Here is a 23,595-nt window from a genome sequence, read left to right on the forward strand (position 1 = left end):
TGATTATCTAAGTTGCACTCACGTATTCTATATGATATTCCTTATAAAGAATACTATGATTGACATTCTTTATAAGGAATACTATATTGTGAGGTAGGAAGTGACTTGGACTTGGGAACTTTATCAAGATGTCAATGGGGAAATCCCTAAAGATTTACTTGCTTTTTTCGTCAGGATGATTCCTGAAGAGGAACAACCAGAAAATCCACCAAAGCCATTACTGAGTGCTTCCGAAACCAGGCGTTTGCAAGTTAGTCTTGGCTACCTGTGCAATAAAGGACTCGCATCACTCACCAGTGACATCTTTGAGAAGTTAGAAGATGACCTGTATGAGTTACGTATGACCAAGAGCGAACATAATCCACGGTTTATTTTAACGGCTGCTACACCTCAACGGTTTGTAGTGTTGCACGCCTTTATGAAAAAATACGACGGCGCGATCAAAGATAGAGACAAAGAACCTGCAAGAGTGAGATTGCGTGAATTGCAGCAGAGGGAACAGTCATGAAAAAGCCTAATTTTCAAGCTTGGTTGCAGCAAAAGGTAAGCGACGACCCAGAGGTGATTTTGGCGGGAAAGTTAGAGTACTTACGCCTATATTTGACCGATGCGATGCGGGAAATACGTAACAAAGCGGGATTGACTCAGGCGCAGCTAGCGGAAAAACTAGGAGTGCAGCAAGCGGCGGTGTCTAAATTGGAATCGGCGTTAAAGGAACATGAGTTGGAATCAGTGTTGCACTATTTACATGCCTTGGGTGCAGATTTGCTGGTAGCCGTAAAAAAAGGGGATGAATTATATCAAGCCAGCGATAACGAAGGTGTATTGCTGGTAGATGTACCAAATGTAGTTTTTCAAAAGGCATTAGCGGCAAACATGAGCGTCCGCGAATATGTTCGTGTAGCTGTTGAGAAGTTTTCCAGCGAGGATGATGGACTGAGAACAGCTTTGGTAAAACTGCTCGAAAGTGACGATTCAGTAGCAGTGAAAGTAAGAGCGCGTTTAGGTTCAAGGACAATTCAAGAAATTGCTGTAGAGTTGGAAAAATGTCTGAGTATCTTAGAGGAAGAATATAGAATTTTTGCTGTAAAAAATGTGTTAGTTGGTAATGTGCCAGTTGTAGAAAGTAATCGCGGAGCCAGTAATGAAATTGATGAAATTGAGTTGTTATATTTAGCTGAAGAATTGTTAGAAAAATTGGCAGATTTATTAGGTAAATACAAATAAATATTAGTTAAACTCAGATGAAAAAAGAATTGGGTAATGTAAACTACAAACTTGACGAACAACAAGATAAAAATTATCTTGAATTTTTAGTTAATTTATTAAATGTATCTCTAAGTAATGATCAAAAAAATATTGAATTATTATTAGCTGGAAATCTTGATAAACTCAATAATTATTTTGCTCAGTTAGTATCCAAATTAATAACAGATCTCGTATCTAAGGCAGAGCCAAGTCAAGCTTTGTTAACTCTAGCTTCAGTTCCTATTTTCAGTGAAATTCTTTATGCTTTTGCGAACGGAAGCCTGACGAATAATCAGGATATAGCTATCAATGCTTGTGAATGTGTGATTAAAATTTTAAAATCTGATTTTTTTTCAACAGAAACTGAGTTTATATTAAAAAACCTAACTGCACCTACTCAAGCTATTTTAGCTAATGCTTATCTTGATCGCATTAATGGCGAAAGAGCAGAGAACTTAGAAAAAGTAATTTATTATGCTGAGAATGCTTTAAAAGGTTATAAATATGAGAATGTACCACAAGCATGGGCATCAACCCACTTCACTCTTTCAATTGCTTATGGCCAGCGTATTCATGGTAGTAAATCAGAGAATATTGAGAAATCTATTATCTCTTCTAAAAATGCTTTGCTGGTTTATAGCTATGAGGTATTTCCTACAGATTGGGCAAAACTGCAAAATAATTTAGCACTTGCTTATTATCAGCGTATAGAGGGCGATAAAACAGAGAATTTGGAACTAGCAATCAATTATTGTAAGAATGCTTTGCTGGTTCATACCCGCGATAATTATCTACAAGGTTGGGCAAAAACTACAATAAATATAGCAAATGCTTACCGAGATCGGAAACAAGGCGAGGTAGTAGATAATATTGAACAGGCTATTGCCTACTACCAAGAGGTATTAGATTATATTAATCCAAAAATTTTTCCAGAAGAGTGGGCTAAAGCTCAAGTTAATTTAGGTACAACTTATCGACAAAAAAATAAACTAAATAAGTCTGATGGTGAAGTATTAGAACAAGCTATTGACTATCATATAAAGGCCATTAGATTTTTTAACCCTGAAACTTTTGATGAAATTTTTGAAATACCACAACCTCTAATAGAAGCAGTAAGTAATGCTATTTTAACTGATGAAGAATGGGAAACTTGTATTGATGATACTCAAGTCGAAAATCTACTTATAGCCATAAAATGTTATGAGCAAGCCTTACAAGTTTCTTCACATGAAATATTTCCAGAACAATGGGCAGGAATTTATATAAGTCTTGGCAGAGCCTATAAAGAAAGACAACAAATTTTAGAAGCAGTAAAGTCCTTCCAGTCTGCATTGGAATTCTACAAACCCATTACCTTTACTCAAGAATCCTTGAAAATAGGGAGGATATTGGGCAATCTAGCTTTTTGTCATGGACTATGGTTGGAGGCTATTCAAGGTTACACATCTGCTATTAATGCATTAGAACAGCTTCGTATATCGGTAATTTGCGAGTCACATCGCCAGAAAATTGTAGAAATATTTTTAGGTCTGTACCAAAACATGGTGCAAGCTTGCATCAACGCTGGACAAATAGAAAAAGCCTTTGAATATTCAGAGCGATCGCGTTCCAAACGCTTGGTAGACTTAATGGCAAGCTACAACCTTTTCCAAGGCGAAGAAATCCATCCAAAAGTTCAAGAATTATTGCAGCAATACGAAGAACTGCAACAGCAAATTGATCGAGAACGCCAACGCCATAAATCTGAAAAGAATCGTAGTGAAACACGTGCTGTTTGGGAAGCTTATAATGAAGCGATCGCATCTTTGGAAGCCCAAAAACAACAAGTTTGGGAAAATCTCAGACGTGAAGATCCGGTATTAGCTGGAGAAATTCAAGTAAATTCCCTCAGCTTGTCAGAAATTCAAAAACTACTAATCAACCAGCCTAATACAGCTATTCTCAGTTTCTACACTACAAACAGCGACACCCATATTTTTGTCGCGCAGCAAAGCAAAATTACTGTCCATACCTGCACAGGACAAGGATTAGATACGTTGCAAGGCTGGATTAACCAGAATTGGTTATTGCCTTATATGCAGGATTTCAAAAAATGGGAAACTCAAATTAACAATATTCTCCGCGAACTAGCTGAACGCCTACAAATACCTGAACTCATATCCCAACATCTTGAAGCAATAGAAGAGTTAATTTTAGTACCTCACCTGTTACTGCATCAGATGCCCTTCACTGCTTTGCCTACAGGAGAATATCAAGAATATTTAGGAGATAAATATCTCATTCGTTACACCCCAAGCTGCCAAATATTAGAATTTTGTCAACAACGTGATACTGTAGGGACATTTAATGAAGTATCTCTACAATATGGCATTGTGGAAGATGCAGAAGATAACCTTCCCTGCGCCAGATTTGAAGGCGAAAAACTCGCCCAAATGTACAACATTCCAACAGAAAACAGATTAATCGGCAGCAGTCAAGCTACCTGTAAAAACTATCGACACTTAGCACAACAAGTTCAAGTACTTCATTCCTCCCACCATGCAGTCTCTCGCCTCGATAATCCTTTAGAATCACAGCTAAAATTAGCTGATGGTAATATCACGTTGGGGCAATTAATGACACCAAGCTGGCGTTTACCTCAACTTGTAGAAGTGTTTCTCTCTTGCTGCGAAACTAATTTAGGTACTCCTTCGTTAACTGATGATATTCTTACCCTTTCCACAGGATTTTTGTGTGCTGGTGCTAGAAGTGTAGTTAGTACTTTGTGGTCAGTTAATGATTTAGCTACAGCATTATTTTCTATTTTTTACTATCAGGAGCGACAAGAAGGTAAAAACCGTCCTAAAGCATTAAAGCAAGCCCAAATCAAACTACGCGAACTTAGAAAAGAGGAGTTCTTGAGATGCGAGGATATTAAAAAACTATACAATCACGCAAAAACTGAATTTGAAGAAGCCCAGAATAAAAGATCCCAATACGAGCGAGGTTCAGCAGAGCGGTTAAAATGGACTCAGAAATACATAAATTACCAGAAGCTTAAAAATCAGATTGAAGTGATAGAAAATTCCAAAAAGCAATTCCCATTTTCACACCCTCGCTATTGGGCTGCTTTCATTTGCCAAGGTTTACGATGATGACAATGCTGGTAGTGAGAGTAATTATTCTACTGGCTCATCAACCTGATTTAATTATTGTAGAGAGAATATTTATTTGCTAAAAAATTTGAGTGATACGATGCCTACGGCGGCAAGCTACGCACCACCCAATCTAAAATTAAATCATTAAATAACTAATTCGCTACTTCGGCTAATTCAATAACGCGCCCTTCATAGTCCTTGACTAGAAAGTTGAGGGGCTTTTGGTTGCGAATCTTGAACTTTAAACCGCGCATTTCTACTCGCATTAAAATCATATCCAGGCAATCGCGATCGAAACAAACGTGGCGTTGCTGATTTTTGCTGCCCAAACTCGCCCCAGTGATGACGTGTAACTGGGTATTTTTCTTGATCTGATACCACAGTCCCTCGTTGGCATTGCTCATAGTTTTGCCTGACCAGCTAGGACTTGTGGACATATATAGCGGATCGATCCCGGTTGTGCCCAAGGTTTGTTCGTAGTTGTAGTAGTAGTGCAACGGCACTTCAGCTGCTGGCAAATCTAGCAGCCCTTCATACAACTGTCGGGCAATATCCAAATCGGACACCATCACAGTATGTACTTTTGGGGCACTGGTGAGGAACATCCACATAGCGCCAGCGTATGCCGCCAGCAGCATCACCATAATGCCTTGGGTGGAGAATAAGCTATCCAAAGGCAGGGAAGGCAAAAAAGAGCCTAAAGTCAACGGAGCGAGCAGAAAAGGCATGACACTAGCTGCTATAACCATGAACAAATTTAAAGATTGTATAAGGAACCGCTTTTATTATTGTCGATAAAGACTGAAATTTAAGTCCTTGTTTCTAGTGTATCAATACTAAAGTGTTTGAGTCTTCACAATAAACAGACCCATTGTAAAAATATGATGTTGCTGACGACAAAACCCCTATTCCCAATATTATTTTAACTATCAACTGCTAAACCTATGCAAATTCCTCATTTTCACGAAGCTAACCACCCACTAGTCAAGTCGTTGTTTCATCATAGCGACCAAGAATTGCTAAGTCTGTTTCAGAGTCATCCAGAGGCTGGAAAGTACTTTACAGTGATTTTTTGTCGCTACAGCCCCATAGTTTACACCTTGATTCAGCATTCAGCGCGATCGCCCGTACAGGCAGATTATCTGTTTGCCTTGACTTGGCGACATATCTATTACGAACTTGGCGGACTCAATTTAACCAATCCTCAACCAGAACAAGAAGCCTTAACTTTGCAAAATTGGCTCATTAACATTACGGCTTTCTGTATCAACGAAATTAAGCTACCCCCAACCGAAGCAATTCATTATTCTCTGCAAGCGACTTCACCACCGCTATGGTGCTACGTAGAACAGGCTTTAGACCAATTACCACCTATTTTGCGTTTGATGGTCTTAATGGCTCAAACTTTCCACTGGAGCGAAACTCGAATTGCAGCCTATTTGCAAGCCGAAGGAGAAAAGATATCGCCTCTCGAAGTAGCCAATTTTCTCCAAGAAGGCTATCTTATGCTAGAGGACAAATTACCGCCAGATATCCGCGCTATCTACTTGGGGGAAGATTCGGCTCAATCATAGTTTAAGTATTAACGCGTATGCTGATGGTATTTGTGCTAAAAAATAAAACTTTTACTTTAATCTTATACTGAAACCCGAAATTTCACGGGTAAGTTTTATGAAACAACAGCATTTATTCCCAGGGCATACTATTTTGAACTTAGCTCCAAGGTTCAGCAGAGCTAACAAATTCAAGTTTTTTAGTTTTTACTTTTTAGTTTTTACTTTTTTGCTAAGTCCTGTAACAGCAAGTGCTGTGGATATTACTCAACAACTCCATCGTCCTTTAAGTGATTCGAGTTGGCAACAATCTAGAGATGAGGCAGATAGTTTAGTGCGTATTGGCGAACAACAAAACGCCTCTGGGTATTTTGAAAAAACAATAGAATCTTGCTTGCAGGCACTAGATATTTATCACTCGATTGGTGATATTAAGGCACAAGGTCTAACTTATGATTTATTAGCAAAAGCTTATATCCAATTAGGTCGTTTCAAAGAAGGAGAAGATGCATTACGCCGACGATTAGCGATCGCTCGCGATACCAAAGACTTTCAAGCACAGATTTTTGCGCTCAATAATATTGCTAGTTTATTACTCCAAGCCGGAGAAACCGCCGCTGCTGGCAAAACAGTTCAAGAAGGACTGGCAATTGCTCAAAACATCCAAAGTACTGAAGGTGAAGGATTATCTTTGAGTAATTTGGGATTGGTGACAGCTAGGCTAGGAGATTATAACAAAGCAATTAAACTCTATGAAACTGCTTTGACTTTCCGCCGTCAAACTGGCGATACTATCGGCGAGGCAAATACTCTTAATAATTTGGGTGATGCTTATCTAGCAGCCGGAAATTATCAAGATACCATTGGCTCTTATGGGGCAGCAATGCGGATTGCGAAAACAACTCGCGATCGCTCCAACCAACTACGAGCAATTGATGGTCTAGTAACGGCTCACAGTGCCGTAGGACGCTACGAACGGGCATTTGATTTATTATCGCAGCGCTTAACATTGGCTAACGAATTACAAAATCTGCGAGAAGAATTGAACTCTTTTGAATCCTATGCAAAGTTATACGAGCAGTTAGGTAATTACCCAACTGCCCGTAATTTTTATGAAAGAGCAATTACAGTGGCACGAACCCTGGAAGATAACAAACAGGAAGTGCGATTAATTGATAGATTGACTCAAATGCTGAAACGGAAATAGAGACGCGATTAATCGCGTCTGTACAAGAGTTAGGATTTGGAATTTTATTTTTAACTCCTAACTCTTACCTACTTTTTAATTCAAAAATACTGAACCGTTTGGATCGACTCTTAATGCACTTCTATCTGCATTTACATTTGTAGCTTCCTTAAATGTTACTTCCAAAACACCTGGTTCCGAAGAGGGTTGTGGCGTTACTAAAAGTAGTCCTTTGTCGTCACGTTGGAATGTTACTGTTACTGGTGCTTTTAAACCTTGTAGTGTCACATTTGATTTACCTTGCAGCGATCGCGATCCAGTATCGCCAATTACTTGGTAAGTTATATTTGCCGCAGTGTTATTTACTAACCTGATATTAACTTTGCCATTAGTTAGGGCGATCGTAGCATTGGGAGTTTGGTGCGGTGATAATAAAGCTGGTTGATTCGGTTCAGTTGGAGAAACTGACGGTGTAACAGGAGTGACTGGTTTAGAAGTTGGGTTCAGTGCTCGCTGTTGTTGGGTAAAAGAATTAGAGGGACATCCTTGAGGGACTATATTTCTGCTGTTGAAAGGCTCTTCGTAATAAATACTAGGGCAAGGGTTAGCTTTAGGAGAAATAGTTTCCTGTGCTACTACTGCTCTAGGGATAACAGGCAAACTTATGAGTAACCCGCCACAAACTACACCAAATAGGTTAGTGTACTTGCTAAGTTTTTGAAAATCTACGTTCATATATCAACTCCTAAAAAAATATCAAAGGTTTATTTGAGTTTTTTTAAATTAATTTCTTTCAATTCCCATATTTAGCAGATTGAATTAAATATAAAAGCAACTCTATAAATAATTATTTTGATTGCTAGTAATATTTTATCAATCTGTGATGGAGCCTTTTCAGTTTAACAATATCAGTTTGATATTTTATCTAACTTCAGATATAAAATAAGAAAGGAGTTTTTTGAATTTAAGTTGAAGATTCAATTATATAAATTTCATAAATTAATAATGTTATCTAAAATTGTAGATTATTAATTTTCCTGTCAACCTTGGCAAACTCTATTAGGCAACCAGCTAGCAATTACTTGAATTTCGTTATGATAATAATTTATTATTAACAGAAAATATAGCTTAAACAGCTTCTTTGGAGTTATATTGTGCTTTTATTTGTTACTTGAAATACAAAACAATGCTTACAAATATTAAGTTTAAAGCTCAAGTTATGATTATTCATCTATCACAAGAAGCAAATTTTGGGTATTTAATTAAGACTCAAGATTTATTGGTAAAGTGACAATAAAAGTAGTTCCTTCGCCCACAGTACTTTCAACTTGAATCTGACCTTCGTGATGTTCGACAATAGCTTGAGCGATCGCTAGTCCTAATCCCGAACCTGTGGTACTTTCTGTAGCCGCGTTTTCAGGCGTGTGGGTACGTGCGGGATCTACCCGATAAAAGCGGTCAAATAATCGCGGTAGTGCCTCTGTAGGAATACCAATCCCGGTATCACTGACTTTGATTTGCAACTGAGGAGTACTGTAACGAATTCTAGAGACACGATTGCTTGCTTCTAAACGCAGCAATTCCACATTGACTCGTCCACCTGTTGGAGTGTATTGCAAAGCGTTGCTAATCAAATTTGTAAATAACCGCACTAATTGATCCCATTTGCCGACAAGCGCGAACCAATTTTCTAGTAATTCCGGGCTAGTTTCTGAGGCGGGAGGATCGACCAACTCTAGAGTTAGAGTAATGCCTTTTTCTGTAGCTAATAATTGTTGTTCTTCAACCACTTCTATCAGCAAGGCATCCAGAGGACAAGGTGAAAAGATATCTTTGCTACTACCACTGTCTTGCCTTGCCAGAAAAAGTAAATCATTAACTAACTTACCCAAACGCTGTGTTAATCGTTCCACCACCTTTAACTGTTGGCGATAGTTTGAAGAATTGGTGGCTTCTACCTCTCTCCACTCCAAATCAGCAAGGGCAACTTGGACATTAGTTTGAATCAAAGTAATGGGACTTCTGAGTTCGTGCGAAGCATCAGCCGTAAATTGTTTGAGACGTTGGTAAGATTCGCCCACAGGTTCCATCGCTTTACCTGAGAGAAACCAACCACTTGCAGCCACAGAAAGCACCATGAAGAAAATACCTAGTGCTAAATCAACCATGAATTGGCGACTAGGTTTAGTAACTTCAAACCAAGGATGACTGACACGCAAATATCCTAATACTTGCCGCCCCATTTCTACCCGTTGTGTGATTTGTCGCAATAATAGCCCTGAGTCTCCCCAAGTTCCATTCTCTCCTTTAACAACGCGCACAGTTTCACCAGTGCGGTTGGCATGAATGGGAATATTTAGGGGTTCGGAAATAGTTGACCAGAGTAATTCACCAGTTGAGTTAAACCATTCTAAATCTATGTGGTCATCTTCTACAGTTTCAGCATTATTGCGAAAACTCGCTTCTACATTAATGCGGAATTGATCTACGTCGCTGTTAACTGTTTCAATTACAAGCGATCGCTCTACTATTTCCACCACATGATTGAGGGTATCGTCAATCCGCTCGACTAATGTACTGCGGACATATAAATAAACTCCACTGGCGAATAGCAGTAACAACACAGCGGTGATAGCGGTGTACCAAAGAGCAAGACGGCGACGAGTAGCTTGAAACATACTTTATTAATAAAGGCAGAGAAACAAGAGAGCAGGGGGATGAGGGAGATGAGGAAGATGAGGAGGATGAGGAAGAAATAATAATTACTTCTGCCTCCTGCCTCCTGCCTCCTGCCTCCTGCCTTCTGCCTTCTGCCTTCTGCCTTTTTTAACTAAACTGTTCAATAATTCCGCCACCCAAAACTTTATCGCCGTCATACCACACCGCAGCTTGTCCGGGGGTGATGCTGAACTGGGATTCATCAAATACCAGGCGGACGCGGGAGTTTTCTAAGGGAATCACCGTAGCTGGTGTAGGAGTGGAACGATAGCGAATTTGCACTTCGGTATGAATTGGGGTTGATGGTTCGGCGATGGAAACCCAGTTAACTCGATTTACCATACATTCCGGCGCTCGTGCTTTGGTGCGATCGCCTACTATTACCTTATTATTCACTGCATCTAATTCAATTACATACAGCGGTTCCGGTGCAGCAACACCCAAACCTTTACGCTGCCCAATAGTGTAGTGATGAACGCCATCATGCTGTCCTAAAACTTTGCCTGTAGTATCCACAATATCGCCTTTTTTAGGGGCGAGATACTTATCGAGAAATGCCCGCATGGAACCGTTACTTTCTACCAAGCACAAATCCTGACTTTCTGGCTTGTCGGCAGTTTTCAGTCCGTAGTCAGCAGCGATGCGGCGCGTATCGGCTTTTTGCAGTTCGCCTAAAGGAAACACGGAGGCTGCAAGTAATTCCTGAGACAAGTCATAGAGAAAGTATGATTGGTCTTTGTTGCGGTCAACTGCCCTTAATAATTGATAGCGTCCTGTAGCTTCGTCATAGCGAATTTGGGCATAATGACCTGTAGCGATGCGATCGCATCCTAACTGTTCGCGGGCATACTGCACCATTGGGCCAAACTTCACGGTTTTATTGCACTGGGAGCAAGGTAAAGGCGTAATTCCAGCGCTGTAACCAGCCACCAGATAATCGACAATATTTGTCTGAAAGACATCTCGAATATCCACAACCTGATGAGGAATGCCCAGTTGTTCGCAGATATAAGCCGCGTCGATCATTCCCTCAGAGCAACATTGCCCTTTGCCTTTCATTAGCCAAAGAGTCAAACCAATCACTTCATAGCCCTGATTGTGCAGGATAGCAGCGGCGGTAGAACTGTCAACGCCACCAGAAAGACCAACTACGACTTTTTTCATATCTCTAAATCTTGCTAGGCTAGTATCCTTTTTAGAATTAAAAATTCAAAATTCAAAAATCTTTTGTAGCGATGACGCTGTACTTTGTATGCAAGTAGGGCTTTTCATCCAAGCTCTACACAGGAGCTTCGTAACTGTCCAATTCTAGCATATATCTCTTCAAAGCCTTGGTAGAGAGGCACTTCAGTTTGTAGGCTACTCACTCAGATATTGCCGCAAACTCAATCAGCTATGCCATTGCTAACAGCTACTGAATTTTTTTCAGATGTATTCATTGCAACCTGGGCATACTAATTCTAAGCTGACACTATATAGTTGCTACAAAAGTGCGTTCGTTAGTTCCTGAAAGAAATTCTCTACAAATCTTGTTACCACTATGTGCAGTCAAATATCAGGTGAATTTATCACATTTCGGATGATTTTTTTGTTGTTAGGAGGTTGGTTGACGCTGACTTCCTATGTGAATCCCGTACAAGCCCAAATCAACACAAATCAAGTTTTGCTTGCTCAACAGACAGTAATTGACACTTTACCACCACCGCCAGAAATTTCACCGGTTCCCTTTGGTCAGTCGCCATTACCCCAGGTACAACCAGGTCAGTACGGGCAATATCAACCCACTCAATCAGTGGAATTTAATCGGCCTCAGCCGAACTATCAGCCCACTCAATCAGTGGAATTTAATCAATATAGCCAGAACTTTCAACGCTACTTAGTGTACGTTGATAATTATAATTACCAGACGCTGCAACAAGTGCGTCAGATTGAACCTGGAGCTTATATTCGTCAGTACCAAGGGCGTTCTATTATTCAGTCAGGAGTCTTTAGTAGACTATCTAACGCCCAAGAGCGAGTCAGACAACTTGAGTCCTACCGAATTTATGGCGCACAAATTGTCGGCTTCGCAGACGGACGAGAAGTTCCTGCTTCTTATTCTTCTTCTCCTACTTATACGGGCGATCGCAACGTAAATGTTTCTAGGGGAGATTCTAGATACTATGTCGCTATTCCCGCTAAATCACAAGACTTACCCTCAATTGCTGAAAGAATTAGACAAAATACAGGGCTAGCTGGCTTTATATTTCAAAGACAATCGCCGCGAGGGCCACATGTAGCAGTAGGGCCTTTTGCTCGGCGCACAGAAGCCGAAGAATGGAATAACCGCCTGCAAAATTTGGGATTTGGCGATGCGAGAGTTTACTACGGAAGGTAAATAAGTGCTGAGTTTGGAGTTAAAAGTTAAGAGTGAGGAGTTGTGAGTGAGAAATTCATAACTCCTAATTCATAACTCCCAACTTACGATTCAAAACTGATGCAGAATAGGCAAGAACAAATTTCCCAAGTCGTAGTTACCTCTGAGCAAATGCGGGATATTGAAGAGCGGATCTTTGCAGCGGGAATGCCTGTAGCGGCTTTAATGGAAAAGGTAGCAGGACTCATTGCTCATCGAATTCACGAGATATACCCCAACTTTGGACAAAAGCAAGAAAAAGATGCCGGGAAAGAATTGTTCGCATCTTGGCGTGTATCTCCAATAACTACCCGTGTCGGAATTCTTGTCGGGCCTGGTCATAATGGGGGTGATGCTTTGGTGGTAGCCCGTGAATTATACTTTCGCGGGTATGAGGTTTGGATTTATTGTGCTTTTTCTAAGTTGAAGGAATTAACTGCACAACACTTACAATATGCCCAGAGTTTGGGAATTCCATGTTATCAGGAGATATCGCAACTACAAGATTGTGATTTTTTGATTGATGGGTTGTTTGGATTTGGCTTGGAAAGAATGCTCACCGATTTCATTGCAGCTGCAATCGATCGCTTAAATGAATGGAATAAGCCAATTATTAGTATCGATTTGCCTTCGGGTTTGCACACCGATACTGGTGAGGTATTGGGAACTGCCATTCGTGCTACTCACACTTTTTGCCTGGGTTTATGGAAGTCGGGTTTGCTGCAAGACCAAGCTTTAGAGTATGTCGGCAAAGCTGAGTTAATCGATTTTGATATTCCTTTGGCTGATGTGCAAGCTGTTGTGGGGGATACATCCAAAATCAAACGCATTACGCCAGCAACGGTACTTTCCACTTTACCGCTACCTCGTCCACAAGTTACCCACAAGTATAAGGAAGGTCATTTACTAATGATTTGCGGTTCGCGCCGCTATGCTGGTGGGGCAATTTTAACAGCTTTGGGAGCGCGGGCAAGTGGTGTAGGAATGCTTTCAATTGCAGTTCCAGAATCTTTGAAACCCATTTTGGTGTCGCATTTGCCAGAAGCGTTAATAGTAGGTTGTCCAGAAACCCAAACTGGAGCGATCGCTCAGTTACAATTACCAGAAAAAACTGATTTAAGTTCTTTTCATGCGATCGCCTGTGGCCCTGGTCTCACAAAAGATGCTACGGCCATTGTGCAAGAAGTTATAGCCAGCGATCGCCCTTTAATTCTCGATGCGGATGCTTTAAATATCCTGGCGCAGATGGGAACCATTGCCACATTACAAAAGCGGCAAGCAACAACGGTACTCACACCTCATACTGGTGAATTTCAGCGGTTATTTCCCGATATGCCCGATCCCAAGCACGACAGGGTGCTAGCTGTTAGGGAAGCTGCGGCGCAAACTAGGGCTGTAGTTTTATTGAAAGGGGCGAGGACGGCGATCGCTAGTCCCCAAGGTTTAGTTTGGATTAATCCCGAAAGTACCCCAGCTTTAGCGCGTGGCGGTAGTGGTGATGTGTTGACAGGGCTACTTGGTGGATTGCTAGCACAAGCAGCAACTAAACAAATTGCTGTAGAAGATATTGTGGCAACTGCGGCGTGGTGGCATTCGCAAGCGGGTATTTTAGCAGCTCAAGAACGCACTGAGTTAGGTGTAGATGCGTTTACATTAACACAGTATTTAATGAAAGTTCTCAGTAAGCCAAAAGTTAAAAGTCTACTTTAGTTGACTTACCACTAGTTAATCAAATATGATCTTAGATTGTCTGTCTAATTCCTGCTCGGATCGGGTAGATATATCACAAAAGCTAGCCACAGCGAATTATCAAAACCAGATAAGTAGCGTCTCTACAAGAGATCGAAGCTAGCTACCTGTACGGCAACTTCAAGGACAATTCCATGACTTACGCAATTATTGAAACTGGCGGCAAACAACTGCGAGTTGAGCCGGGACGCTTTTATGACATCGAACTGCTTCCAGTTGAAGCAGACGAAAAAGTTACAATAGAATCTGTATTACTAGTTCAGCACGACGGTGAAGTTACCATTGGACAGCCGCTAGTAGCAGGGGCGACAGTAGAAGGTACGGTGCTGCGAAATCTGAGAGGTCGCAAAGTCCTGGTCTACAAAATGAAGCCGAAAAAGAAAACCCGCAAAAAGCGGGGGCATCGCCAGGAAATTACTCGATTGATGATTAATTCCATCACCCTCAACGGTACGGTACTGGTTGCTCAAGAAGCTGCAACTGCTGAAACTCCGGTTGCCGAGGATTCTCCTGCGGAAGCAACTGCTGAATAATAGAGAAGAAAAAACAGACACAAGAGGAAATTATGGCTCATAAGAAAGGAACAGGCAGTACGCGCAACGGTCGCGATTCTAATGCCCAACGTCTAGGTGTCAAGCGCTATGGTGGTCAAGTTGTACGTGCGGGAAACATCCTCGTGCGTCAGCGTGGTACTAAATTTCATCCTGGCAACAACGTTGGTATCGGCAGTGACGACACTTTGTTTGCTTTAATCGACGGGATAGTGACTTTTGAAAGAAAGGGCAGAACCCGCAAAAAAATTAGCGTTTATGCCCCTGCTGCCGCAGTTGAGGCAACAGCTAGTTAAAGTGATTGGGTGGTAATGCCCACCCATAAAACTTAAAAATGATTGCAAAAGACGTGGAGAGAATTGGCCATCAATTCCCCGCGTCCTTTTAGTGGTGTTAAGTATCTACAAAGACATGTAAAGATATGTAATGTAAAAAAACTTGGTGCATAGCTGCACCACAGGCTATACCTATCAAAGAAATAGCAAAAGTAATCCAAAAAGCTTGCCATTCTGTGAAACCAGATACCTGAAAGTCAATTCTCGCTAATATAGCCGCAGAAACGATCAGCAAGCAATCAAGAAATAGCTGGAACCAAGCAAGCATTGCAAAAAATAAGAATGCACCTAAAACGGCAACAGCAAAAGTTCTGGTATTTGAGCGAAATAAAATATTAGAATATTTTGTCACCGATGACAAAGGAGAGGTAAAGCTTCCTACCACAAATAAAACAATAGGAACAAATATCAACCATACAAACCCAGGTACTCGTGATTCAGCTAATACCCAACCTAAAGCGCTATAGCTAAGTATCACTAGCACTAAGGATATCCAGGGAAGTTTTTTTACAATTGACATGACGCTCGGTGTTGCCATTAGCGGTTTAATCTATTGCTTAACAAGATTTAGTGCCACTAAAAGCCTTGTTTAATTTAAAAGGTTGCTCAAATTATGGCTGTTGTCTGCTCTGGGCTATATCTTCATATAGTGGGAGCCTTTCAACCCTGAGTGCAAGCGCCTCGTCTAACTAGAAGCAAGCCGAATCTAGATAGATAAATTTTGACTGCGATCGCTTAGACTATATGTCTATCATCCTATTTCTTCTAGATTCCAGCAATAGGCTGTTATGCTCTTGCAAGAAAACTCAACTACTTGGTAAAGAATTACTGCACAAATTTAGTTAAATATTTTCGTAAACATTTGTAAACTATTAGCAGCCGAGTAGCAATGTGTCACATCTTGTTAAGGAATTCTCTATGAGACAACTGGTTATCGCTGAACGTATATGCCTCATTGGTCATATTGTGTCAATGGTGTTTGGGTTGGTAGGGATACTACTAGTTGTACCTAACGCCGAAGTAATTTTCCACTTATCCGAAATTGGACAGACTGCCATGCAGTGGAGTATGGCTGGTGGTGGTGTAGTATATATGATTTTGGGTACAGCAGCTGTATTTTTATATGGCTTGCGGATTTTGGGTTTGAGCCGGACTTTAGGATTTATGCTGCCCGCAGTGCTAATTTCCTTAACCAGCGAACTTCTAGGAACTAGCACAGGCTTTCCTTTTGGTCACTACAGCTATCTAAGCGGTTTGGGCTATAAAATTGCTGGTTTAGTGCCATTTACAATCCCTTTGTCGTGGTTTTATGTCGGATGTGTTTCGTACCTATTGGCGCGGGCTGGTTTAGAAGTAGACAAAAAACCTAGCTTGTGGCGACATATAGGTGCAATTGGGTTGGGTGCTTTGATGCTTACCTCCTGGGATTTTGTCCTCGATCCTGCTATGAGCCAAACTGCTTTGCCCTTCTGGTATTGGCAACAACCAGGTGCTTTTTTTGGAATGCCCTATCAAAACTTTGCTGGCTGGTTGGGTACTGGCTCAGTATTTATGGCTGTGGCAGCATTATTGTGGAAAAACAACCCAATTAATTTAGAGCGATCGCAGCTCAATGTACCCTTGGTAGTTTACATCAGCAACTTTGGCTTTGCTACAGTTATGAGCTTGTCGGCTGGGTTCTCTATTCCTGTGTTACTCGGCTTGTTGCTAGGTGTAGCCCCGGCTGTAGTATTTTGGTTGAAAGCTTCAGCAGCACCTACCCAAGTTACTGTTGAACCAGCAGCTCAAGAAGTCTCAGTAGCCAGCGTCAAAGTCGCCTTGAAATGAAGAAGATTGGGGATTGGGGATTAGGTATTGGGTATTAGGAATTAGACATGAGTCTAGAGTTACTACTTTTGTCCTCTTGTCCTCTTTGTCCCCCAGTCTCCAGTCCCGATCAATTGCAAAGTATTATCAACATGGACAATGTTTTGACAGTAGAAAGTGCCATATCGCTTCTATTGTTACTTATTCAGCTACCGGCAACAGCGATTCTGCTCTCACGTCTAGTCAAGGGACCGACACGTCATCCACCCATTCAACCTCAACAGCCAACGCTAGAAATTTTGGGTAGTGTCAGTGTTGTAGTACCCACGCTGAATGAAGCTCTTCGCATTAGTCCTTTGTTAGCTGGTTTGAGCCAACAAAGCTATGAAGTTCGGGAAATTATTGTCGTAGATAGTAAGTCTAAAGATGGCACGCCCGACTTGGTAAAAGCCTCACAACAACAAGATCCCCGCTTTCACCTAATGAACGACGATCCCCTACCTTCTGGCTGGGTAGGTCGTCCTTGGGCGTTACATAGCGGCTTTTTGCAAAGCTCAGAAGCAAGTCAATGGTTTTTAGGGATGGATGCTGATACCCAACCGCATCCAGGGCTAGTTGCTGGTTTGGTGAAAACTGCCGAAATGCAAGGGTATGACTTGGTTTCCCTGTCACCCCAGTTCATTCTCAAATATCCAGGAGAATGCTGGCTACAACCGGCATTGTTGATGACTCTGCTTTATCGATTTGACCCTGCTGGGATCGAAGCAGAGCAGCCAGAAAGGGTGATGGCAAATGGACAATGTTTTTTATGCCGTCGCTCTGTTTTAACGGCTGTGGGTGGTTACACCAGTGCCAAGAGTTCTTTTTGCGATGATGTGACTTTGGCGCGGTATATTGCCGCTCAGGGGTTTAAAGTAGGCTTTTTAGATGGTGCGAAAGTGCTGAAAGTACGGATGTATGAAGGGGCTATAGAAACCTGGAAAGAATGGGGACGCAGTCTCGACCTTAAAGATGCATCTCCACCTGCTCAAATTTGGGGAGATTTATGGTTACTCTCAGCCGTTCAAGGTTTACCTTTGCCAATTCTACTCATTTATTTATCTGTTTTTCCCCTACTTTCCCCACCTCTTTTGCTCCACGCCACTTACTTTATGCCGGGAAACCCGTCCACCGCAGTGGCTCCCCTGCTCTTATCATTAGGACTGAATGTATTTCTATTGTTAATTCGCTTTGCAATGCTACTAGCGATCGCACCTTCATACGATCGCCAAAGCGCTAAGGGTGGCTGGTTATTTTGGCTTTCGCCTTTGGCCGATCCCATAGCAGTGCTACGAATTTTTTTATCTGCATTCAACACTCCCCGCGAATGGCGGGGACGCAAGTACAGTGCGAGTTAAGAGTTTTTAATTTTTAATTCTTCACTCCTCACTCTCCTCTTTTACTCGATCGCCTCGTTCTAGTTCCCAGAGAATTTGATTACCTTCGCGTCGTACCCTTGACACAATCCAGTTTCGCCAGCGCCACTCATCCCCTCGACTGGTGACGGCGCTAGCGTGGACATCCATCAAGTCTGCTAGCTCGGAACTAGTAATTAAGTAGCCTTGTTCGGCAATTTCGTCAGCTATACGCAGAGTTTCAACTAAATTACGAAGTTGCTCTACCCTGTTTTCAGCCAGCTTTTCTTCAGTTGCGGCCGCAACGTGTGCGGTAGGTTGTTCCATAGACGTTATTTTTAATGTAGGAGTACTGACTTCTTGTTTCCTTTTGTTAATTATTGTAGAGTTTGTTTCACAATCAGATACTTTTACTACATTTATTTCACTTGTAGATAGTAAAGTTTTGTTAACGTTTGTGAGAGACAACTGTTGTAAAGATGGGATTTTACCGCTTGCAAAGGTGCGAGCGATCGCATCACAACGTTCGTTACCTATGTTACCAGAATGCCCGCGGACGTGTTGCCAATTAACTTGGCGGGTATTAAGTTCATCTAAAATTTCCAAAAGGTCTTGATTTTGCACGGGATTACCGTCTGCTTTTTTCCAACCTTTTCTTTTCCAACCTTTTACCCATTTAGTGACGCAATTAATTAAGTATTCGCTATCGGTATGCAGGGTAATGGATTCAGTTTGTCCCGATGCATGGAGGAATTTTAGGGCTGCGATCGCAGCTTGCATTTCCATTTTATTATTGGTTGTACGGGCGGCTGCATCGCCCATTTCATGAATTGAGCCGTCGTTGAAGTAGACAACAACACCCCAACCGCCAGGGCCGGGGTTGCCAGTGCAAGCACCATCGGTGTATATGCTTTGGATTGTAGGTTGGGTAGACATGATTATAAGTATCGAACCGCAAAGAAAGCCCAAGAAGTAATGAGCGGCGAATTTTGGTAAATAATATCCAGGCTATTATACTGGGAAGCCTTCCAAAAATAATGCTCCAATCGAAGGCTGTGGTCAGGAAAAATTCTGTATTGTTACCCCTCTTCTGTCACTCTCCGTGAGGGCGATTGCTAGAAGTCTCACGAGGCAATCAATACAACCTATACTATTAGAAAAAAATTGCTCTTGAATTTGTTATTAGAAAATAATCGCGCGATCGCTTGCTGTACAAAAGCTCTAGAATTCAGAAATGGCAAATGTTTTCGGAGACTGACAGAAGAGGGGTATTTGGTAGAAATAAAGCAACCAAAAATGAAGATATAATTTTGCTGGTTGCTAATTTAATACCTACGCTATTAATGAAGTTTTTTAGAATGCGATCGCTTTTGGTCTAGTACATATTAATTTTGCTTTCAATAGTACTAATCCAATTTTTTAACAATATTAAGATTTACGGAATAATATCATGTCCGGTAAATCACTTACAATTAAAAATTCTCCCTTGTCCCCCGAAGTTGCGTCTCCCCATCTCCCTTCGGGTTCGGCAGTTCGCAACCGACGGGAACCGCCCTTCGGGTTCGCTACTTTGCCATCGACGCAAAGCGCCAAGACGGCAAGTGGACTCACCAGGACTGCGACTGCCTCACCGCGTCACTCTTATCGTAACTATTTAGGTGGATATGATATAACTCTCTCAAACCTCGTACATCTTTTTATGCCTGGCTAAAAGCTGAAGATATTTTTCATTTGTCTTTGCTTGTATCCATTTAGCTTTAAATATTGCTGCTGACTCCGCTTTAACTGGGTCTACTTCATAAGGTAAAATCTCTTTTTGAGAATTTGATGCTTGTGAGTTTTGTTTATATTTCCTGCCGCTTTTGTGATTAGCATAACGACGGGAGCGAGTATAGCCCATTTGAATAAATTTCCGCGCCATATCCGCCCCGACAAAATCATCTTGCTCTAAATAATCAAGAAATATTTGGTAGATTTTTTCACTAGATTCTCTAGCAATCTCAGGGGTTTTAAATCGCCAATAAGGAAGAATTTCCGATTTGTACGGTTCTACCAAAAGCACCCCTTGCTCGCCCTTACCAACGCGATACAGTTCGGGATGTTGGCGAAAATCGATATTTTTAAAGTCTAAAGAGTAATCAAAAGCCATGCTAAGTTTTTACTATAAATAATAGACTTGAGAAAAAAACTTAGCTTCTATCTCAATAGGGAAATCTTGTTTTAATATGCTATCTAGCTCTCAATCTGTAAATTGTATTCTTGTGCCAGGCGATTTGCGTAAAGTGCATCATATAGCTCTCAATGTTAAAGATATGCAAGCTTCTCGGCACTTTTACGGCAATATCCTGGGTTTGCACGAACTCACTGGCGATGAAGTACCTGCAACCCTGGTAGAACTTGTTGCAACTGGCAAAGTAGCCAACTTTATTACCCCCGATGGTACAATTTTGGATTTATTTGGAACCCCAGATTTAACACCACCCGATCCAGATCCGGAACGAAATTTTACTAGAGCATACCATCTTGCCTTTGATATAGATCCGTTGTCATTCGATCGCGCAGTAGCAGTAATCAGAGAAAATCAAATAGCGATCGCTTATGGCCCGGTCACTCGTCCTACTGGTAGAGGTGTATATTTTTACGATCCTGATGGCTTTATGGTTGAAATTCGTTGCGATCCTATGTAGAAAAGGCAAGAAAATTTATGCAGATATCTCAGGTAATCGAAGCTAAAATTACTAAACTGTCAATTCAATAAAACCTCTATATTTGCATTCCCAGGTTCTAGCCTGGGAATGAAAAATTTCATTAGATTCAGACTAAAACTCGGCATTTTCTGGTGTACGTGGAAAGGGAATTACGTCACGGATATTTCCCATCCCAGTCATAAATTGCACGAGTCTTTCAAAACCCAATCCAAAGCCTGCGTGAGGTACAGTACCATAACGGCGCAAATCTAAATACCACCATAAATCTTCTGGCTTCATTCCTTGCGCTATTATCCGACGTTCTAGAACTTCTAAGCGTTCTTCTCTTTGAGAACCACCAATAATTTCACCAATTTTGGGTGCAAGAATATCCATTGCCCGGACGGTTTTTTCATCTTCACTCAACCGCATATAAAAGGCTTTGATTTGCGCTGGATAATCTGTGACAATTACTGGCTTTTTAAACAGTTGTTCTGCAAGATAGCGTTCGTGTTCTGATTGTAAATCTAAACCCCAACTGACAGGATATTCAAACTTCACATCAGCTTTTTCTAAAAGTTTAATGGCATCTGTATAAGTTAAACGTTCAAATTCATTGTTAATGATATTGTCAGCTGTTGCTAATACGGTATTATCAATACGCTGATTGAAAAATTCCATATCTTCTGGGCAAGTTTCCAAAACATATTTAAATATATGTTTGAGAAATGCCTCAGCTAAATCCATATCGCCTTCTAAGTCACAAAAAGCCATTTCTGGCTCAACCATCCAAAACTCTGCCAAGTGGCGCGAAGTGTTAGAGTTTTCGGCACGGAAGGTAGGGCCAAAGGTGTAGACGTTAGAAAACGCCATAGCCATAACTTCCGCTTCCAATTGACCGCTAACTGTTAGATAAGTAGGCTTACCAAAGAAGTCTTGCGTGTAATCTATTGCTTGAGTTTCTGTACGGGGAATCTTTTTGAGATCCAAACTAGTAACGCTAAATAATTCACCCGCACCTTCGCAATCATTGGCTGTAATGATAGGTGTGTGTACCCATAAAAAGCCTCTTTCTTGAAAGAATTGGTGAATAGCTGTAGAACAAGCATTTCTAACGCGGAAAACTGCACCAAAGGAATTAGTACGCGATCGCAGATGTCCAATGGTTCGCAGAAACTCAAAGGAATGGCGTTTCTTTTGCAGGGGATATGTATCGGGATCGGCTTCTCCGTATATTTTCACCGCTTCCGCTTTTAACTCGATGCGCTGTCCTTTACCAACAGATGCTACTAGCACCCCTGTCACCTCGACTGCTACACCTGTATTCAGTTTTTTCAAAATAGTTTCATAATCTGGCAAATCTTGATTAATTACGACTTGCAGATTAGCTAGTGATGAGCCGTCATTAACTTCAATAAAAGCAAATCCTTTTGACTCGCGTTTCGTCCGCACCCAGCCTTGAATAAGGAGAGACTCATCGGGTTGACCACTTCGCAATATTTCTGCAATCCGTCGATTTACCATAATTTACCCAGCACAGGACTTTAATATCCAGCCTATAATAACGCCCATTCCGCCAAAGCGGACGACTTGCCAGAAAGGTTTCTTAATACTCGTCCAAGAAAATAACTGGCTTTCTAAGTTTATTTCTAACACTTCTAAGCGCTGTTGAATTTGCCGCAATTGGGCTTTAATTTCTGGTGTCTGATGTTTATTTTGTTGCAATTCGCGGCGGCCTTGTTGCCATTCTGCCTTTTGTTGGCGATCGCTTTGTATTTGAGTGTAGCGTTCTTTTAAGGATAGGAGCGATCGCTCCACTTCCTCTAGTTCTTTTTCAAATGGTTCCTGATTTTCCTCTGGAGATGCTCCCGAAGATTGTTTTGGCGGCTTCATTTACAAGTAGTACAGTAGAGGTAAATGCAATTGTGCCAATAGTTTATGTCTCAATTTACCCAGCTGCCTAAATCCAGTCAACTGAATGAATTTACTACTTTGGAACTAGCTCAAGCTCTGATGGAAAGGCTGAGTATTTCCCCTAACGATTGGCATCGCCTCAAGTCTAACCGCAATTCTCGCGCTAGCGAACAAATAGCCGCCGCTCTTGTCTATCTCCTCAACAATCAACCCCAAGAAGCCCTTGCTAGATTAGAACAAGCAAGTGGATGGTTAGATAGGTCTATTTCCGCACCTCCCTGTCCTAGTCATGGCGAGAAGAGATGAGGAGACGCGGGGACACGGTGACGCGGTGACGCGGGGAATAGAAATGAAAAACTCTCCGCGTCTCCCTGTCTCTCCCTCTCCGCGTCTTCTTCTCATCGTCGCAGAGATAAGCGGGGACGAGTTTCCATTTGTTTACAAAGCCTGAGTTCTGTGCCTTTGCGATTCCACTCTACCTGGTCGAAAATTTGGTGGAGAAGACATAGACCGCGACCGCTTTCTGCTTCATCAGCTGGTAGATAGTCTGTTGGCTCATCATCCTCGCTAGCCGATGAGGGAGTAAAGCCTTGACCTTGGTCTGATATGATCCACCAATATTGATTATCTATAAGGGAAAAACGAACTACAACTGTTTTACTAGGATCGAGGTTATTACCGTGTTTGGCTGCATTTACTAAGGCTTCTTGAAGTCCTAGGCGCAGCTCTGCTTGCAACTTTGCTGGGATTTCCGCCAGCAGTAAATCTAAAATAGGACAAAGATAGAGAGTTGAGGCGAAACTAATTGTGCCCCAATAACGTCCAACCGGACGGAGGGAAATGGTAATCACAAGAGAAACCCCGTAGCTTTCAGTTAGCTAGACATCAGTTTGCTTTTACAGGCACCCTGATAAAATTTGAG

At 41.5% G+C, this 23,595-nt stretch carries 24 protein-coding genes; 13 read left to right on the forward strand and 11 right to left on the reverse strand.

What is annotated here, in order from left to right; all coding sequences use genetic code 11:
• The first annotated feature begins 100 nt into the window (after positions 1-100).
• Genes I8752_RS34070 through I8752_RS34080 form a run of 3 tightly spaced genes read left to right on the forward strand, consistent with a single transcriptional unit; the run spans position 101 to position 4,382 of the window.
• Positions 101-508, forward strand: coding sequence for a type II toxin-antitoxin system RelE/ParE family toxin (locus I8752_RS34070; RefSeq protein WP_214436583.1), 408 nt, complete (start codon positions 101-103; stop codon positions 506-508).
• Positions 505-1,227, forward strand: coding sequence for a helix-turn-helix domain-containing protein (locus tag I8752_RS34075; RefSeq protein ID WP_214436584.1), 723 nt, complete (start codon positions 505-507; stop codon positions 1,225-1,227). The genes I8752_RS34070 and I8752_RS34075 overlap by 4 nt, the downstream gene beginning before the upstream one ends.
• 17 nt (positions 1,228-1,244) lie before the next feature.
• The gene (locus I8752_RS34080; protein ID WP_214436585.1) at positions 1,245-4,382 is read left to right on the forward strand and encodes a CHAT domain-containing protein; all 3,138 of its coding nucleotides are present in this window, start codon (positions 1,245-1,247) and stop codon (positions 4,380-4,382) included.
• 155 nt (positions 4,383-4,537) lie between these two features.
• Here the strand turns inward: I8752_RS34080 and I8752_RS34085 are convergent, their stop codons facing one another.
• Positions 4,538-5,134: a glyoxalase-like domain protein gene (locus I8752_RS34085; protein WP_214436586.1), complete on the reverse strand. Its 597-nt coding sequence runs from the start codon at positions 5,132-5,134 to the stop codon at positions 4,538-4,540.
• Positions 5,135-5,329: 195 nt separating this feature from the next.
• Between I8752_RS34085 and I8752_RS34090 the strand changes: the two genes are divergently transcribed.
• Entirely contained in the window at positions 5,330-5,959 is a 630-nt protein-coding gene (locus I8752_RS34090; protein WP_214436587.1) for a sigma-70 family RNA polymerase sigma factor, read from the forward strand.
• A gap of 97 nt (positions 5,960-6,056) precedes the next feature.
• Entirely contained in the window at positions 6,057-7,145 is a 1,089-nt protein-coding gene (locus I8752_RS34095; protein ID WP_214436588.1) for a tetratricopeptide repeat protein, read from the forward strand.
• Positions 7,146-7,220: 75 nt separating this feature from the next.
• Here the strand turns inward: I8752_RS34095 and I8752_RS34100 are convergent, their stop codons facing one another.
• From I8752_RS34100 to mnmA, 3 genes are all read right to left on the reverse strand, one after another.
• Positions 7,221-7,859, reverse strand: a complete 639-nt coding sequence (locus I8752_RS34100; protein WP_214436589.1) for a hypothetical protein — start codon at positions 7,857-7,859, stop codon at positions 7,221-7,223.
• A gap of 527 nt (positions 7,860-8,386) precedes the next feature.
• Complete coding sequence (locus I8752_RS34105; protein ID WP_214436590.1) at positions 8,387-9,802, reverse strand: sensor histidine kinase; 1,416 nt, start codon at positions 9,800-9,802, stop codon at positions 8,387-8,389.
• Positions 9,803-9,950: 148 nt separating this feature from the next.
• A complete protein-coding gene (gene mnmA, locus I8752_RS34110; protein ID WP_214436591.1) occupies positions 9,951-11,006 on the reverse strand; it encodes a tRNA 2-thiouridine(34) synthase MnmA in 1,056 nt (351 codons plus the stop codon).
• A gap of 376 nt (positions 11,007-11,382) precedes the next feature.
• Here mnmA and I8752_RS34115 point away from each other — a divergent pair, with 376 nt between their 5' ends.
• The 4 genes from I8752_RS34115 to rpmA all read left to right on the forward strand — a co-directional run bounded on the left by I8752_RS34115 (position 11,383) and on the right by rpmA (position 14,833).
• Positions 11,383-12,219 (forward strand): hypothetical protein, encoded by an 837-nt coding sequence (locus tag I8752_RS34115; protein ID WP_214436592.1) that lies wholly within the window; start codon positions 11,383-11,385, stop codon positions 12,217-12,219.
• Positions 12,220-12,318: 99 nt separating this feature from the next.
• Positions 12,319-13,947, forward strand: a complete 1,629-nt coding sequence (locus I8752_RS34120; RefSeq protein ID WP_214436593.1) for an NAD(P)H-hydrate dehydratase — start codon at positions 12,319-12,321, stop codon at positions 13,945-13,947.
• Between the two features lie 173 nt (positions 13,948-14,120).
• Entirely contained in the window at positions 14,121-14,519 is a 399-nt protein-coding gene (rplU, locus tag I8752_RS34125; RefSeq protein WP_214436594.1) for a 50S ribosomal protein L21, read from the forward strand.
• Positions 14,520-14,551: 32 nt separating this feature from the next.
• Complete coding sequence (rpmA, locus tag I8752_RS34130; RefSeq protein ID WP_214436595.1) at positions 14,552-14,833, forward strand: 50S ribosomal protein L27; 282 nt, start codon at positions 14,552-14,554, stop codon at positions 14,831-14,833.
• Positions 14,834-14,930: 97 nt separating this feature from the next.
• On the opposite strand, the gene I8752_RS34135 is transcribed toward rpmA, so the two are convergent.
• Positions 14,931-15,410 carry a hypothetical protein gene (locus tag I8752_RS34135; protein ID WP_318780931.1) on the reverse strand — a complete coding sequence of 160 codons (480 nt, stop codon included), beginning with the start codon at positions 15,408-15,410 and terminating at the stop codon, positions 14,931-14,933.
• A gap of 380 nt (positions 15,411-15,790) precedes the next feature.
• On the opposite strand from I8752_RS34135, the gene cruF reads away from it, so the two are divergent.
• Positions 15,791-16,699: a gamma-carotene 1'-hydroxylase CruF gene (cruF, locus tag I8752_RS34140; protein ID WP_214436596.1), complete on the forward strand. Its 909-nt coding sequence runs from the start codon at positions 15,791-15,793 to the stop codon at positions 16,697-16,699.
• Between the two features lie 131 nt (positions 16,700-16,830).
• A complete protein-coding gene (gene cruG / locus I8752_RS34145; protein ID WP_214436613.1) occupies positions 16,831-18,075 on the forward strand; it encodes a 2'-O-glycosyltransferase CruG in 1,245 nt (414 codons plus the stop codon).
• Positions 18,076-18,096: 21 nt separating this feature from the next.
• Here the strand turns inward: cruG and rnhA are convergent, their stop codons facing one another.
• The 3 genes from rnhA to I8752_RS34160 all read right to left on the reverse strand — a co-directional run bounded on the left by rnhA (position 18,097) and on the right by I8752_RS34160 (position 20,221).
• The gene (gene rnhA / locus I8752_RS34150; RefSeq protein ID WP_214436597.1) at positions 18,097-19,008 is read right to left on the reverse strand and encodes a ribonuclease HI; all 912 of its coding nucleotides are present in this window, start codon (positions 19,006-19,008) and stop codon (positions 18,097-18,099) included.
• 492 nt (positions 19,009-19,500) lie between these two features.
• Positions 19,501-19,683 (reverse strand): hypothetical protein, encoded by a 183-nt coding sequence (locus tag I8752_RS34155; protein ID WP_214436598.1) that lies wholly within the window; start codon positions 19,681-19,683, stop codon positions 19,501-19,503.
• Between the two features lie 67 nt (positions 19,684-19,750).
• Complete coding sequence (locus tag I8752_RS34160) at positions 19,751-20,221, reverse strand: DUF4385 domain-containing protein (protein WP_214436599.1); 471 nt, start codon at positions 20,219-20,221, stop codon at positions 19,751-19,753.
• A gap of 76 nt (positions 20,222-20,297) precedes the next feature.
• Here I8752_RS34160 and I8752_RS34165 point away from each other — a divergent pair, with 76 nt between their 5' ends.
• Complete coding sequence (locus tag I8752_RS34165; protein WP_214436600.1) at positions 20,298-20,759, forward strand: VOC family protein; 462 nt, start codon at positions 20,298-20,300, stop codon at positions 20,757-20,759.
• A gap of 132 nt (positions 20,760-20,891) precedes the next feature.
• Here the strand turns inward: I8752_RS34165 and asnS are convergent, their stop codons facing one another.
• Together asnS and I8752_RS34175 are read right to left on the reverse strand one after the other, a co-directional pair.
• A complete protein-coding gene (asnS, locus tag I8752_RS34170; protein ID WP_214436601.1) occupies positions 20,892-22,283 on the reverse strand; it encodes an asparagine--tRNA ligase in 1,392 nt (463 codons plus the stop codon).
• Positions 22,284-22,286: 3 nt separating this feature from the next.
• The gene (locus tag I8752_RS34175; protein ID WP_214436602.1) at positions 22,287-22,652 is read right to left on the reverse strand and encodes a hypothetical protein; all 366 of its coding nucleotides are present in this window, start codon (positions 22,650-22,652) and stop codon (positions 22,287-22,289) included.
• A gap of 45 nt (positions 22,653-22,697) precedes the next feature.
• Here I8752_RS34175 and I8752_RS34180 point away from each other — a divergent pair, with 45 nt between their 5' ends.
• Positions 22,698-22,979 carry a DUF6439 family protein gene (locus I8752_RS34180; protein WP_214436603.1) on the forward strand — a complete coding sequence of 94 codons (282 nt, stop codon included), beginning with the start codon at positions 22,698-22,700 and terminating at the stop codon, positions 22,977-22,979.
• 92 nt (positions 22,980-23,071) lie between these two features.
• On the opposite strand, the gene I8752_RS34185 is transcribed toward I8752_RS34180, so the two are convergent.
• Positions 23,072-23,524: an ATP-binding protein gene (locus tag I8752_RS34185; protein ID WP_214436604.1), complete on the reverse strand. Its 453-nt coding sequence runs from the start codon at positions 23,522-23,524 to the stop codon at positions 23,072-23,074.
• Between the last annotated feature and the right edge of the window lie 71 nt (positions 23,525-23,595).

This window comes from Dendronalium phyllosphericum CENA369 (assembly GCF_016056275.1).
GTDB classification, from domain to species: domain Bacteria; phylum Cyanobacteriota; class Cyanobacteriia; order Cyanobacteriales; family Nostocaceae; genus Dendronalium; species Dendronalium phyllosphericum.